Genomic DNA, 14,178 nt, shown 5'->3' with positions numbered 1-14,178 from the left:
GCACGGTTGCCCGCTGCCGCGGGATCGCCGGCAAATCCGGCTCTCACACGCCGGCAAACCCGGTATTCCTAGAGGCTAGAAATCCCGCTTCTTCCGCGGCGGCTTGCCGCCGCCCGGGCGGGCGCCGGAAGGACGGAAGTTGCCGCGCGGGCGCGGCGGGGCGCCGCTCTGCGGTTGTTCCGTGCCGTCCCATTCGCTGATCTTCAGCTGCTGCTGCGCGACCCACACCTTCTTCAGGTGGTTGAAGGTCTCGGCCGGCATGCCTTCCGGCAGGTCGATCAGGCTGTAGTCGTCGCGAATGCTCACGCGGCCGATGAACTTGGCCTCGACACCGCCTTCGTTCGCGATGGCGCCCACGATGTTGCCCGGCTTCACGCCGTGCTCGTGGCCGACCTCGATGCGGTAGGTGCGCTTGCCGTTCTCGGTGACGTGCGGACGCGGCTGGCGCATGCCTTCGCGCACCGGACGACGGTCGCCGAAGTCGCCGCCGTCGCGCGGCGGACGCTCGCGGTCGTATTCGCGCGGCGGGCGCTCGGTGTATTCGCGCTTGGCCGGCGGCTCCAGCAGCAGCGGCTGGTCGCCCTGGGCGATGCGCGCCAGCGCGGCGGCGATCTCGATCGCCGGCACGTTGTGTTCCTGCTCGTACTTTTCCACCAGCTGCTGGAACATGCCGAGGTCGCCGGTGGCGAGCGTGTCGGTGATGCGCTGGTTGAACTTGTTGACGCGCGTGTCGTTCACCGCCTCGATGGTGGGCAGCTGCATCTGTTCGATCGGCTGGCGCGTGGCGCGTTCGATCTGGCGGAGCAGGTTGCGCTCGCGCGGCGTGACGAAGAGGATCGCCTCGCCGCTGCGGCCGGCGCGGCCCGTGCGGCCGATGCGGTGCACGTACGACTCGGTGTCGTGCGGAATGTCGTAATTGAGCACATGGCTGATGCGCTCCACGTCGAGGCCGCGCGCGGCCACGTCGGTAGCGATCAGGATGTCGAGCTTGCCGGTCTTGAGCTGGTCGATCACGCGTTCGCGCTGGGCCTGGGCGATGTCGCCATTGATGGCGGCGGCCGCGAAACCGCGCGCCTGCAGCTTGCTGGCGAGTTCTTCGGTGGCCTGCTTGGTACGCGCGAAGACGATCATCGCGTCGAAGCTCTCGGCCTCGAGGATGCGCGTGAGGGCGTCGAGCTTGTGCACGCCGCTCACCCACCAGTAACGCTGGCGGATGTTCGCCGCGGTGGTGGTCTTGTTCTTGATCGTGACCTCGGCCGGGTCCTTCAGGTACGTCTGCGCGATGCGGCGGATCGGTGCCGGCATGGTGGCGGAGAAGAGCGCCACCTGGCGGCCCTCCGGCGTGGCCTGGAGCAATTTCTCCACGTCGTCGATGAAGCCCATGCGCAGCATCTCGTCGGCTTCGTCGAGCACCACGAAGCGCAGGCCGGAGAGATCCAGCGTGCCTTTGTCGAGGTGGTCGATGACGCGGCCGGGCGTGCCGACGATGACCTGCGCACCACGCTTCAGGCCCTGCAACTGCGGGCCGTAGCTCTGGCCGCCGTAGATGGGCAGTACCTGGAAGCCGGGCAGGTAGGTGGCGTACTTCTGGAACGCCTCGGCCACCTGGATGGCCAACTCGCGCGTGGGGGCGAGCACCAGCGCCTGCGGCTTGCCGGGCTTCAGATCGATGCGCGAGAGCACCGGCAGCGCGAACGCCGCGGTCTTGCCGGTGCCGGTCTGCGCCTGGCCGATGACGTCGCGGCCTTCGAGCAGGGCCGGAATGGTGGCGGCCTGGATGGGGGAGGGGGTCTCATAGCCCACCTCGGTCAGCGCGCGCACGACGTTGGCGTCGAGGGCAAGCGCGCTGAAACCGGGCAGGGCCGGAGCGTTATCGATATCGGGGGATGACATGGCGACCTCAGGGAGGGGCGCGGCGGCACGATCGGCGCCGGGCAGTACGCCTATTGTAGCAGCGATAGGTGCGCTCCGCCGTGGGTCGTGGCCGTCTGCCGCGTCGGCGCTACACTCCCCGGTCAGCTTCGCGTAAGGAAGAGTGCCATGTCAGCCATCGAGACGGTATCGGAACAGCGCTGCTTCGGCGGCGTGCAGGGATTTTATTCGCATGACTCGGAAGCGTGCGGCGGCCCCATGCGCTTCGCGCTGTACCTGCCGCCGGCAGCCGAGCAGGGCCCGGTACCGGTGCTCTGGTACCTCGCCGGGCTCACCTGCACGGCGGAAACCTTCACCATCAAGGCCGGCGCACAGCGGCTCGCGGCCGAACTCGGGCTGGCCCTCGCGATGCCGGACACCAGCCCGCGCGACACCGGGTTTCCCGGTGCCACCGGCGACTGGGAGTTCGGCGAAGGCGCGGGGTTCTACCTGGATGCCACCGAGGCACCGTGGAATGCGCGATTCCGCATGTACAGCTACGTGGTGGACGAACTGCCGCGCCTGCTCGCGGGACGCTTCCCGCTCGACATGGGGCGGCAAGGCATCACCGGCCATTCCATGGGTGGACACGGCGCGCTCACGATCGCCCTGCGCAATCCGGGTCGCTTCCGCTCGGTGTCGGCGTTCGCGCCGATCGTCGCGCCGACTCGCGTGCCGTGGGGCGAGAAGGCCTTCTCGCGCTATCTCGGCGACGACCGCAAGGCGTGGGAACGCCACGACGCCACGGCGCTCGTTCGCGCGGGAGCCGGCTTCGAAGGCACTATCCTCATCGACCAGGGCGAGGCCGATGGTTTCCTCGTGAGCCAGCTGCAACCGCAGCGCTTCGAGGCGGCATGCGAAGACGCGGGCCAGCCGCTCGACCTGCGCATGCGCCCCGGCTACGACCACAGCTACTACTTCATCCAGACGTTCGTGGAAGACCACCTCCGCCACCACGCGAAAGCGCTCGCTGCATGAGCGAACCGATCCGCATGCGCACCGCGCGCACGGTGATCCGCCTGCTCGACGTGGACGAAGCGGAGCTGCTTCGCCGGTATCGCACCGATAATCGCGAACACCTGGCGCCGTGGGAGCCGCTGCGCAGCGAATCGCATTACTCGCTGGAAGGCTGCCGGCAGGCGATCGAGGCAGGGCTGGAAGCCGCGCGGGGCGATCGCGGCTATCCGTTCGCGATATTGACGCCCGACGCCACGGAGATGATCGGCACCTTCACCTTCGCCAACGTGGTGCGCGGCGTTTTCCAGGCGTGCCATCTCGGCTATGGCATCGGCGCGTCGCATGAAGGCAAGGGCCTCATGTTCGAGGCCCTCGAGGCAGCCGTGCGCTATGCGTTCGGCCCGCTGGATTTCCACCGGGTGATGGCCAACTACATGCCGCGTAACGAACGCAGCGGAAGGCTTCTCGAGCACCTGGGGTTCGAGAAGGAAGGCTATGCGAAGCGCTATCTGAAGATCGACGGCCTGTGGGAGGACCACGTCCTTACCGCGAAGATCAGAACGCAGGGCTGAGCGGCGCGGGCTCGGTGCCGGCAGCCTTGCCGCGAGCGGCGAACATGGCGTGCCATGCTCCGCGTTCTTCCCATGCAAGGATCAGGTAGATCGCCAGCAGTGGCAGGTGCGGTCCGAGCGTCCGCCCTTCGGTGACGAAGTGGTAGCCGAAGATGACGACGATGGGGGCCGCCAGCAGGAGCAGTGCGAGCGGCACGAGCCGTGCCGCCATCAACGCCACGCCGGCATAGACGAAGAGCACGCCCACCAGGGGCTCGACGAAGCCGCTGGCTTCGAGTCCTGCCATAAAGGCTCGGCCGGCGGCCGTGTGCGGCGCAGGCGGCTGCCAGAAGGCGAAGATGTGGTTGAGGCCGGAGAAGGCGAAGAACGCGCCGAACACGGTGCGCAGCACGGCGACGCTGTAGCGGTGGAGTCGGGACATGCGGGTGTTACCTGGGTTGGTGGCCTGCCAACCCGCATGATCCGGATTGCCGCATGGGCGGACCATTGCCCATGCGGCTAGGCCATCGGGCCTCAGGCCTTGTTCGTGGCCGGGCCGCGGCGCTGGCGGCGACGCTTGTGGCTACCGGTGTTCTCGCCGGTGCCCGCGGGGGAGTGCCCGTGCGGACGATGCGACGGCGGGCGTCCGCCGCCGTTGCCGCCCTGGCGTGAGCCGCCGGCACCGGGACGGCCCTGGCCACCGCCCTGCTGCGAACGCGGCTGGCGCTGCTGCTGCTTCGGGCGCGGCGCGCCAGCGTCGAGGCGAAGCGGCGTGCTGGGCTCGTAGCCTTCCACGTTGCGGATCGAGAGGTCGGTCTTCAGCAGGCGGCCGATGTCGCGCAGCAGGCCCGACTCGTCGTGGCTCACCAGCGAGATGGCCTGGCCTTCGGCGCCCGCGCGGCCGGTGCGGCCGATGCGGTGCACGTAGTCTTCCGCGACCATGGGCAGGTCGAAGTTGATGACGACCGGGAGCTGGTCGATATCGATACCGCGTGCAGCGATGTCGGTGGCAACCAGCACGGTGATGCGGCCCGTCTTGAAGTCGGACAGCGCCCGCGTGCGGGCGTTCTGGCTCTTGTTGCCGTGGATGGCGGCGGCACGGATGCCGGCCTGTTCCAGATGGCGCACGAGCTTGTCGGCGCCATGCTTGGTGCGGCTGAAGACGAGCGTCTGGCGACGGCTGTCCTGGGCGAGGATGTGCAGCAGCAGCTCGCGCTTGTTCGCCGCGTCGACCGGATGCACCACGTGGGTGACCGTGTTGGCGACGGTGTTGGCCGGCGTGGTGGAGACCTCGCGCGGCTCGCGCATGAACTGCTGGGCAAGCGCCTTGATCTCCGGCGCGAACGTAGCCGAGAACAGCAGCGTCTGGCGCTGGCGCGGCACCGCAGCGAGGATGCGCTTGAGTGCCGGCAGGAAGCCCATGTCGAGCATGCGGTCGGCTTCGTCGAGCACGAGCACGTCCACCTTGGACAGGTCGACCGAGCGCTGCTGCATGTGGTCGATCAGACGGCCCGGCGTGGCCACCACGATGTCGACGCCGCGACGCAGCGCCTGCAGCTGGTTACCCATGCCCACGCCGCCGAAGATCACGGTGCTGGACAGGCGCACGTACTTGCCGTAATCGCGCAGGTTGTCCTGCACCTGGGCGGCGAGTTCGCGGGTGGGGGTGAGAATGAGGGCCCGGATCGGACGGCGGCCTTCGCCGCGTACCTCGCCGGCAAGGCGATGGAGCAGCGGCAGCGAGAAAGCGGCGGTCTTGCCGGTGCCCGTCTGCGCGGCAGCCATCAGGTCGTGACCGGCCAGCACCTCGGGGATGGCGGCTGCCTGGATGGGCGTGGGCTTTTCATAGCCGGCCTCGGACAGCGCGCGCAGCAACGCGGGCGCAAGGCCCAGCGAATCGAAAGACATGGAAACACTCCTGCGTGACTCGAGCGTTCCCTGGAACCGCGCTGCGAGTTATGGATTCGGCGGCCGCGAGCCATGACGAAGACAGCAGGCTGGCCGGTGTCGCGCGCGCTTCCGGGGGTGGGGGAACGGGCGGGAAAATCTCCACGCCGAGGGTCCGCAAGGGAGTCGGAGCGCAGGCACGACCCGTCGAGTATACCTTATTGCGGCGCACAATGTCGGGCTTTGTGTGGGAGCCGCTTCAGCGGCGATGGGTGCTCGCCGCGAACGGGCCCGCTGCCGCGGGATCGCCGGCAGAGCCGGCTCCCACAGGACCGCGCCACCGACGATTCGGTTCAGGCGTCTCGCGAGGCCGTCATCAGCCAGCTGTTGTACGGCGTGCGCCCGAACAGCGGCTTGAAAGCGACACGGATGCCCCGGGACTCCAGCACCTCGCGGATGTCCTCCTCGGTCGGGAAATACTGCGCGCCGCCCGGGATCCAGCCCACCGCCTTGATGAACTTCTCTTCCCAGACCGTGGCCCGGTAGCGCCACGAGCCGTCGCGGATCACGTTGCGCAGGATCAGCACGCCGTCGTCGGCGAGATGATCCACGGCAAAGGACAGCAGTTCCGACTGGCGTTCGCGCGGGAGGTAATGCAGCACGTCGAGCATCGCGACGTGTCCACGAAGGGGCTGCGGGGTGGCCGCATCTGCCTCGTGCAGGGCGATCTCCTCGCCGAGGCCGGCACGCTCCGCCGCATCGCGGCCCATTGCGATCTTCCGGCCGTCGTGATCGAGGCCGAGGTAACCGTCGAGGGCATGGCACGCATGCAGGTAATGGCCGAGCAGACCCAGCCCGCAACCGATGTCGAGCAGGGGCAGGCGCCGCCCCTTGATGGCTCGCGCGGTCGCGGCGTAGACGGGATCGGTGGCCAGCTTGCCGTGGATGTAGATCCGATCGCCGGGACGGCGAAACCGGGCGGCGATACGTCGCCGGGTGCGGCTGTCGGGAATCATGCGGATCTCCGTCCGTCGGGAGGGCCGGGGCACGGACGCACGCCCCGGCCCCGGAGACTTATCGCTGCGGCTGCTTGGTGTTGGCCTTGTTGATATAGGCGTCGTATTCGGCCTTGTCCACTTGTCCGTTGTGGTCCCTGTCCGCTTCGTTGAAGTGCGCGCGCAGTTCCTTCAGCGCTTCCACGTCCTTGGGCACGTCGCCGCGACGTATCGGCTTGCCGTCGTTGAGGCTGGAGAAATCGGGCGCGCCGCTGTCGCCGGATTGCGCCTGCGGCGCGCTTTCCTGTGCGAAAGCGACACCGGCGGAAAGGCAGGCTACGAGTGCGAGTGAAACGATCGAGCGCGAGTACGTCATCGAGTCCTCCGTCTGTCGTGAGATGGCCAGTGTAACGAGGCCTTGTCGTGGCGCCGTGAGGCGCACGTCCGATAGTAGCGCTGTGCTAGCCTCGGCGCCGCCCGATTGATGAGGAAATTCTCATGCCGCTTCCCGCCGCGCTGCGCGAACTGGATCACACGCAGCGGCATACGGTCCTGGCCAGTTTCCTGGGCTGGACGCTCGACGCCTTCGATTATTTCCTCCTCACCTTCGTGATCCTCGCCGTGGCGCATGAGTTCGGCGTGCCCAAGCAGGACGTTACCTACGGCCTGTTCCTGACGCTGGCGGCCCGCCCGATCGGTGCGCTGGTCTTCGGACGCCTGGCCGACCGTTACGGTCGCCGGCCCGTGCTCATGGTCGACATCGTTCTGTTTTCCGTGCTGGAACTCGCATGCGCCTTTGCGCCGAGTCTGGGCGTGCTGCTCGGCCTGCGTTTCCTGTTCGGCATCGCCATGGGCGGCGAATGGGGCATCGGCGCGTCACTGGCGATGGAATCGATCCCCGCGAAATCGCGCGGCTTCGTCTCGGGCCTGTTGCAGAGCGGTTATCCCTGCGGGTTCTTCCTCGCCGCGCTGGTCAACTGGTTGCTGGTGGATGCGATCGGATGGCGCGGCCTGTTCGTGGTCGGCGCGCTGCCGGCGTTGCTGGTGCTGTACATCCGGCGCAAGGTGCCCGAATCGCCCGTGTGGGAAGGCCGCCGCCAGCACGTGCGCGAGAGCGTGTTCGTTTCCATGCGCGGTTATTGGAAGCTGTTCGTGTACCTCATGCTGCTGATGGCCGCGTTCAACATGTTCAGCCACGGCTCGCAGGACATGTATCCGACCTTCATCCAGACCCAGCTGAAGATTCCCGCGGGTTCCGCTACCGCGTTCATGCTCACGGCGCTGCTCAACCTCGGCGCGCTGGCCGGCGGCCTGGCCTTCGGGTCGCTGTCGGAGAGGATCGGCCGGCGGAAGGCCATCATCATCGCGGCGCTTCTGGCCATTCCCGTGATCCCGCTATGGACCTACGGCGGCTCGCTGCTGTTGCTGGGCCTCGGAGCGTTCTTCATCCAAGTGATGGTGCAGGGCGCCTGGGGCGTTGTGCCCACCCATCTCAACGAACTGGCGCCCGATGCCGTGCGCGGCACGCTGCCGGGTTTCGCCTACCAGATGGGCAACCTCCTGGCGGCCATCACCGCTACCGCGCAGACCTGGCTGGCCGAACGGCGGGGCGGCGATTTCGCCTTCGCCATGTCCACCTGGATCGCCGCTGTGGCGCTGCTGCTGGCCCTGCTGACCTGGCTCGGGCCTGAAGCCCGCGGCGTCGGCTTCGGTCGCGAACGGCCGCCGGGTGACGGCGGGGCCGGCCGCGGCTAAAATCCCTCGTTTTCCTTGGGTAGAAACCAACATGCAGGCTGGCAAGGGCAAGGTCGTCTCGTTCCATTACTCGCTCACCGTGGACGGCGAGAAGGTCGAAAGCTCGATGGACGGCGGCGAGCCGTTGTGGATCCTGCTCGGCCACGGCCAGCTGATTCCCGGCCTGGAAGCCGGTCTCGAGGGCAAGTCGGTCGGTGACGTCTTCGACGTCGAGATCGCCCCGGAACAGGGCTACGGCGAGCGCCAGGAAGGCATGACCCAGCGCGTGCCGAAGAAGTACTTCCCGCAGCAGGGCAAGGGCCTGAAGGCCGGCGACACCACCGTCCTCTCCCTGAAGGAAGGCGGCAGCCGCGTCGTCGTGGTGCAGAAGGTGGGTTCCAGTGTGGTCGACATCGACCTCAATCACCCGATGGCCGGCAAGACCCTGAACTTCCACATCGACGTGCAGGCCGTGCGCGACGCCTCGGAAGAAGAGATCGCCCACGGCCACGCCCACCCGAACGGCGACGGCGCGCACTGAGCGCCGTTTGTTGCGGATCGAAAAAAGGCGCCTCCGGGCGCCTTTTTTGTTCCCCGCATATTTGGAAGACTGTTGCTTCGTGGCTTGGCGCTTGTGGGTTCCCTTCGCAGGGGGGGCGGCTCGGCTGTCGGCCTCGCGTTCGGCGCCTGTGGCGTGGCTGGAAGCCGGCAGCCGTCGCCCTCGCCGCGAAGACTTACGTCGTTCCTTGCGAAAGGAGAGCCGCTTCGCGGCTAGTGTCTTATGGCTTCGCCGCGGCGGACCCGGGCGTCCGGGCGGGGGTTTTCGACTCGGCATCCCTGCCTCGGCGAAAACGGCCGGCCGTCCAGGCCGGCCCCCTTCGGGCCTTTTCCACCCGGCCACCCTCGACTCCAGACATCGCGGCGAGGGCGACGGCTGCCGGCATCGGACGGTGCGGTGGGTTGATGTGAGAGGCAGAGCCGATGATGGGCCCTCGCATCGTTGCTGACCGGGGCGCTGGGTGCCGGCGTGCGCCGGCACGACGGTGGGTGGTGTTGAGGCAGCTTGGAGTCAGGCGCTCTTCTGTAGGAGCCGCCATGGCGGCGAGCACGCGTGGAGTCCTCTTCTTGGTTACATGCCTATAGGCTTCTCGCCCGCGGCCATCGCCATGCATAGACCACGACGGCAGCGGTCAGCAGGACCTCGATGACGCCAAGCGTTACATAGAACGGAAGCGCGCCCTGCATCGTCAGCAACATGATGATCGTGTACACCGCGCCTGCGAGGATGTTCGCCCAACGGCAAGCGGCCGCGGGCAGGATCAGTGAAGCGGCGATCATCAGGGCGGGAACGGCGAGCATCACGCTCACGCCGACCAGGATGCCCGGTGTCGTGGGTCCCAGCGGACCGAAGTTGCCTGCCATCATGTCCTGCAGGCGGCCCGGCGCGAAGAGTCCGAAGAAGTCGCCGTAGACGTAACAGAACATCAGCGACGTCCATAATCCCGCCAGCTTTATGCGGAGCGGTACCTTCGCGTCTTCGAGCATCGTCATGCAGGGATCTCCTTGTGGAACAAATGGCGTCGGGCGCCGAAGAGCAGCATCCACAGCATGAAGGCGACCTCGCCCTGCTGCAGCACGATGAGATCCGTGTCCAGGCGCATTGGCCGCACCATGCGCTTTATTGCGATCGGCTGCCCCTGCCGGAAGTCTTGTCGGGACGGAAAAAGAACGGCGCCCGAAGGCGCCGTTCCATGTTTCGCGGAAGCCGGTCGAATCAGACGACCGATTCGCCGTTCACCGTGATTTCGAGGTCGATATTGCCGCGGGTGGCGTGCGAGTAGGGGCAGACTTTCTCGTGCGCGGTCTGGACGATGTGCTTGGCCTTTTCGGCGTCCACACCCGGGAGCGACACTTCCAGCTTCGCGCGGATGCCGAAGCCGGAATCCTCGCGGGGGCCGATGCTCACGCTGCTGGCGACCGACGCGCCGTCGACCTTGACCTTTTCCTGGCCGGCCACGAAACGCACCGCGCCTTCGAAACAGGCGGCGTAGCCGATGGCGAAGAGCTGCTCGGGGTTCGTGCCGCCGCCGTTACCACCCATTTCCTTCGGCAGGCGAAGGTCGACCTTGACCTGGCCGTCATCGGTCTCGCCGTGACCTTCGCGCCCGCCCGCGACCTTGGCATGCGCGGTGTAGAGGACCTTCTGCAGCTTCGAGATGTTGCTCATTTCGGATGTCCTTGAATCAGGGGGGGGATCAGTTGAGAACCCGCCGGCCATAGGCGAAGTTCTCTTTCCAGTAGGCACCTTCGAGGTCGTCCAAGCGTACCGTGCCGCCCGAGTTGGGCGCATGCACGAAACGACCCTTACCGACGTAAACGCCTACGTGGGTGATATGGCCGCGTCCGAAGAACACAAGGTCGCCACTGGCAAGTTCGCTCTCGCGAACCTTGGGCTTGTCGAGGGCCGCCATCTCGGCGGACGTGCGCGGCAGGCGCAGGCCGGTGGAGGTCATGTAGATGTAGTTGATGAGGCCGCTGCAGTCGAAGCCGCCCTGCGGCGTGTTGCCACCCCAGCGGTAAGGGGTGCCGACCAGGCCGATGGCGCGGAACAGCACGTCGTTGGCCGCGTCCGCCGGCGGTGCGGCGGCGGGGGCCATGGACCAGTTCAGGTTCTTCGCGATAGGCACCGCCGAGGCCGGATTGCGGCGCTGCGACGACGACGGCTTGTGGGGCGCACTGCCGCAGGCGGCAAGGAACATGGCCAGCGCCGTCACGGTCGCGACGCCGGCGAGGCTTCGGAAGCTGGGGCGGTAAGGGGCTGGAATCATGGCGCGGTCCTGTCCATCTCAGGCGGGAACGAGAGTATCAAATCAATAAGTTGCACGGAATACCTGCCAAAGCGCGCGAATTCATCTGCCGTATGGGGCGCTAGAATGGGGAATGGACCGATCCCAAAGTGACGTGCTGATCCTCGGCGGGGGCGTGATAGGGCTTGCCTGCGCGCTCTATCTGCTGAAGAGAGGCGCCAGCGTTCGCGTGCTGGAACAAGGACTTCCGGGCAGCGGGAGTTCGCATGGCAATTGCGGCACCGTGACGCCGAGTCACGCCGCGCCGCTGACCATGCCGGGCATGGTGGGCGTGGCCTTGCGCTCGCTGCTGCGGCGGGACGCACCGCTCTACGTGAACCCCCGGCCCGACGCGGCGAGGGCGCGCTGGTTGCTGGGCTTCGCCCGGCGATGCAACTGGCGCGACTTCGAACGCGCCGGCGAGGCGCGCGGGGCGATCCTCTCGCGGTCGCGTGCCTTGCTCGACGACCTCGTCGCGAATGAGGGGCTGGACTGCGAATTCGAATCGACGGGCGAGCTCTACGTCTATCGCGATGCCAGGACGCTGCTCGCGGATCGCCCCCACGTCGATCTGCTGCGGCGGCTCGGTATGGAAGTGAGCGAGCTCGACGGCGATGCGGCGCTGGCGCTTGAACCAGCCCTGCGCGAAGGCGTGGCCGGCGCGTTGTTGCACCCGGGCGACGCGCGCTTGCGGCCCGACCAGTACGTGGCCGAGTTGGCGCGGCGCGTGCGGGAACAGGGTGGTGCGATTGAAACCGGTGCGCGCGTGGACGAGTTCGTGTTCGACGGCACCCGGATTTCCCATGTGCGCACCACCGGCGGCGTCTTCGGCGGGGAGCGTGTGGTGATGGCGCTCGGTGCGTGGTCGCCGTTGGTGGGCCGCCTGCTCGACATCCGCTTGCCGATGCAGCCGGGCAAGGGTTATTCGCTCACATGGGAGCGGCCACCGTCGCGTGCGCCCCACCATTCGCTGGTGTTGCGCGAGGCGGCGGTGTGCGTCACGCCATGGCGGTCTGGTTATCGGCTCGGCAGCACGATGGAGTTCTCGGGCTTCGAGCCCGGGCTCAACGACGTGCGCATCGACGCTTTGCGCCGCGGTGCCGCGGCGTACCTGCACGAACCGGAGGGCCAGGGGGAGGTCGTGCCGTGGTGGGGCTGGCGGCCGATGAGCGTGGACGAAGTGCCGATCATCGGAACAAGTACGCGCTGGTCGAACCTTGCCTATGCCACGGCACACGGCATGCTCGGCATCAGCATGTCGGCGGCCACGGGCGAACTGCTGGCCGACCTGCTGACCGGCGCCACGCCCGCCATCGATCCCGCGCCCTTCGCACCCGGCCGTTTCGCCCTGTGACGCATCAGACGGCGATCGTCAGAAGGCGATGGCAAACGCGTGCGTGACCTTGCTCATGGCTTCGCGCCAGCGCGCCTCCAACTCGGGCGTGAGCTGATCGTCGCGCTCACGCACGGCCTGCAAGAGGCTCTCCAGCCAGTGATCGTGCAGCACGGGCAATACCGGCGCCCGGCCCATGCGTGCGTGGACGCGAATCATTTCTTCGACAGGGCGCTGCGCCATGCCGTCTCCCGCGGCCCATGAAATCGCCAGGCTGATGCCGCGACGGAGGGCCATGTGCTGTTTCTGGAAGTCGGTTTTCTCGAAGAGCGGCGGGATGCGCGGATCGCGGGCGAGGAGGATTTCGTAGACGCGCTCGATGAAACCGCGCGAGCGCAGGCAGCGGCCGTAGCTCGTATGCAGATCGTTGTAGCCGGTGGACATGGTGGGTCCCGTCGCCGAAAGCGGCCAACGTAGCGCGGAATTCCCAGCCAGCTCTTGCGCGTGGTCAATTTTCCCGAAGGTATCGCGCGGGCGCGACACCGGGACGTTCTGCTACGGTGGCGGTTCCCACGCCAAGGAACCCACGCATGACCGCGGAAACCTTCGACCTCATCGTTATCGGCGGCGGATCCGGCGGCCTGGCCGCGGCGATCCGGGCGTCGAAACATGGTGCCAAGGTGGCGTTGCTGGAGCCGAACGAGCTCGGTGGCACCTGCGTGAACGTGGGCTGCGTGCCGAAGAAGGCGATGTGGTACGCGGCGCAGATGGCCGAAGCGCAGTACATCGCGGTCGACTACGGCTTCCATGACAAACCGGGCAGCCTCGACTGGCCGCGGTTCATCGAACGCCGCGACGAATACATCCAGCGCATCCGCGGAAAATATGCGCAAACGCTCGATACGGGGCACATCACCCTCGTTCGGGAAGTCGGCCGTTTCCTCGCGCCGGATCGCATCCAGGCGGGCCCGCGAGTACTGACCGCGCCGCACATCGTCATCGCCACCGGTTCGTCGCCGCGCCGGCTCGACAAGCCGGGGTTCGAACTCGGCATCACCTCGGACGAATTCTTCGACCTGCGCGCCTGCCCACGCCGCGCGGCGATCGTCGGCGGCGGTTACATCGCCGTCGAACTGGCCGGCGTGCTGCGTGCGCTCGGATGCGACGTGGACATGTACGTACGTGGCCGCCTGATGGGCGGGTTCGACGAAGAGATGGCCTTCGTCCTTGGTGAGGAGATGCAGAAACACGGCATCGACATCCATTACGGCTGCCAGATCGAAGCCGCGCACGAGAAGGACGGCGTGCTTCTGCTCGACTGCGACAGCGGCTCACGGCCGGGACCCTACGACGTCCTCATTTTCGCGGTGGGCCGCGATTCGAATACCGCCTCGCTGGATGCCGAGCGCATCGGGCTGCGCACCGGCGAGCATGGCCACGTGGAGATCGACGACTACCAGAACACCAACGTGCCGGGGGTGTATGCCGTGGGCGACGTGACGCCGCGCATGCAGCTCACTCCCGTGGCGGTGGCGGCGGGGCGGAAGCTGGCCGACCGGTTGTTCGGCGGCAAGCCGGATGCCAGGCTCGACTACGAGAACATTCCCAGCGTGGTGTTCTCGCACCCGCCGCTGGGCACCGTCGGCATGTCGGAGCAACAGGCGCGGGAGCGCTATGGCGCCGCGGTGCACCTGTACAAGCAGTCGTTCACTCCCATGCAGCTCGCACTCGCCCACCGGCCGATGACCACGCTGTTCAAGCTGATCTGCGTGGGCGACGACTCCCGCATCGTGGGCATGCAGATGCTGGGGCCCGGCGTGGACGAGATCCTCCAGGGCTTTGCCGTGGCGATCAAGATGGGCGCGACCAAGGCCGACCTGGACGCCACGCTGGCCATCCATCCCACGGTGTCGGAAGAGATGGTGCTGATGGGAGATCGGGTGCCCGGTTGAGCGGTACACTGC

At 67.3% G+C, this 14,178-nt stretch carries 15 protein-coding genes; 6 read left to right on the top strand and 9 right to left on the bottom strand.

Going from position 1 to position 14,178, the window contains the following annotated elements:
* Positions 1–75: 75 nt before the first annotated feature.
* On the bottom strand, positions 76–1,893 hold the full coding sequence (locus tag HBF26_RS03150) for a DEAD/DEAH box helicase (protein WP_167122939.1): 1,818 nt from the start codon (positions 1,891–1,893) through the stop codon (positions 76–78).
* Positions 1,894–2,040: 147 nt separating this feature from the next.
* On the opposite strand from HBF26_RS03150, the gene fghA reads away from it, so the two are divergent.
* A complete protein-coding gene (gene fghA / locus HBF26_RS03145; protein WP_167122937.1) occupies positions 2,041–2,889 on the top strand; it encodes an S-formylglutathione hydrolase in 849 nt (282 codons plus the stop codon).
* Positions 2,886–3,440, top strand: coding sequence for a ribosomal protein S5-alanine N-acetyltransferase (gene rimJ, locus HBF26_RS03140; protein WP_167122934.1), 555 nt, complete (start codon positions 2,886–2,888; stop codon positions 3,438–3,440). Before fghA ends, rimJ begins: the two co-directional genes overlap by 4 nt.
* Here rimJ and HBF26_RS03135 read toward each other — a convergent pair.
* The 4 genes from HBF26_RS03135 to HBF26_RS03120 all read right to left on the bottom strand — a co-directional run bounded on the left by HBF26_RS03135 (position 3,424) and on the right by HBF26_RS03120 (position 6,677).
* A complete protein-coding gene (locus HBF26_RS03135) occupies positions 3,424–3,861 on the bottom strand; it encodes a DoxX family protein (protein ID WP_167122932.1) in 438 nt (145 codons plus the stop codon). The two genes, rimJ and HBF26_RS03135, sit on opposite strands and share 17 nt — an antisense overlap.
* A gap of 92 nt (positions 3,862–3,953) precedes the next feature.
* Positions 3,954–5,327: a DEAD/DEAH box helicase gene (locus HBF26_RS03130; protein WP_167122930.1), complete on the bottom strand. Its 1,374-nt coding sequence runs from the start codon at positions 5,325–5,327 to the stop codon at positions 3,954–3,956.
* Positions 5,328–5,659: 332 nt separating this feature from the next.
* Complete coding sequence (locus HBF26_RS03125; protein WP_167122928.1) at positions 5,660–6,322, bottom strand: class I SAM-dependent methyltransferase; 663 nt, start codon at positions 6,320–6,322, stop codon at positions 5,660–5,662.
* Between the two features lie 58 nt (positions 6,323–6,380).
* Complete coding sequence (locus HBF26_RS03120; RefSeq protein WP_167122927.1) at positions 6,381–6,677, bottom strand: EF-hand domain-containing protein; 297 nt, start codon at positions 6,675–6,677, stop codon at positions 6,381–6,383.
* 122 nt (positions 6,678–6,799) lie between these two features.
* On the opposite strand from HBF26_RS03120, the gene HBF26_RS03115 reads away from it, so the two are divergent.
* Complete coding sequence (locus HBF26_RS03115; protein WP_167122925.1) at positions 6,800–8,056, top strand: MFS transporter; 1,257 nt, start codon at positions 6,800–6,802, stop codon at positions 8,054–8,056.
* Between the two features lie 31 nt (positions 8,057–8,087).
* Positions 8,088–8,576, top strand: coding sequence for an FKBP-type peptidyl-prolyl cis-trans isomerase (locus tag HBF26_RS03110; protein ID WP_167122923.1), 489 nt, complete (start codon positions 8,088–8,090; stop codon positions 8,574–8,576).
* A gap of 596 nt (positions 8,577–9,172) precedes the next feature.
* Here the strand turns inward: HBF26_RS03110 and HBF26_RS03105 are convergent.
* The 3 genes from HBF26_RS03105 to HBF26_RS03095 all read right to left on the bottom strand — a co-directional run bounded on the left by HBF26_RS03105 (position 9,173) and on the right by HBF26_RS03095 (position 10,863).
* Positions 9,173–9,586, bottom strand: a complete 414-nt coding sequence (locus tag HBF26_RS03105; RefSeq protein WP_167122921.1) for a DUF6326 family protein — start codon at positions 9,584–9,586, stop codon at positions 9,173–9,175.
* 223 nt (positions 9,587–9,809) lie between these two features.
* Positions 9,810–10,262, bottom strand: a complete 453-nt coding sequence (locus HBF26_RS03100) for an organic hydroperoxide resistance protein (RefSeq protein ID WP_193569736.1) — start codon at positions 10,260–10,262, stop codon at positions 9,810–9,812.
* 28 nt (positions 10,263–10,290) lie between these two features.
* Entirely contained in the window at positions 10,291–10,863 is a 573-nt protein-coding gene (locus HBF26_RS03095; protein ID WP_167122919.1) for a C40 family peptidase, read from the bottom strand.
* 112 nt (positions 10,864–10,975) lie between these two features.
* Between HBF26_RS03095 and HBF26_RS03090 the strand changes: the two genes are divergently transcribed.
* On the top strand, positions 10,976–12,235 hold the full coding sequence (locus HBF26_RS03090; protein WP_167122917.1) for an NAD(P)/FAD-dependent oxidoreductase: 1,260 nt from the start codon (positions 10,976–10,978) through the stop codon (positions 12,233–12,235).
* Between the two features lie 18 nt (positions 12,236–12,253).
* Here HBF26_RS03090 and HBF26_RS03085 read toward each other — a convergent pair whose 3' ends face one another.
* Positions 12,254–12,658: a globin gene (locus HBF26_RS03085; protein ID WP_167122915.1), complete on the bottom strand. Its 405-nt coding sequence runs from the start codon at positions 12,656–12,658 to the stop codon at positions 12,254–12,256.
* Positions 12,659–12,804: 146 nt separating this feature from the next.
* On the opposite strand from HBF26_RS03085, the gene gorA reads away from it, so the two are divergent.
* Positions 12,805–14,166: a glutathione-disulfide reductase gene (gene gorA / locus HBF26_RS03080; RefSeq protein WP_167122913.1), complete on the top strand. Its 1,362-nt coding sequence runs from the start codon at positions 12,805–12,807 to the stop codon at positions 14,164–14,166.
* The last annotated feature ends 12 nt before the right edge of the window (positions 14,167–14,178 follow it).

The organism is Luteibacter jiangsuensis, from assembly GCF_011742555.1.
In the GTDB taxonomy this organism is placed as follows: domain Bacteria; phylum Pseudomonadota; class Gammaproteobacteria; order Xanthomonadales; family Rhodanobacteraceae; genus Luteibacter; species Luteibacter jiangsuensis.
This window is presented reverse-complemented; position numbering and strand designations above follow the sequence as displayed.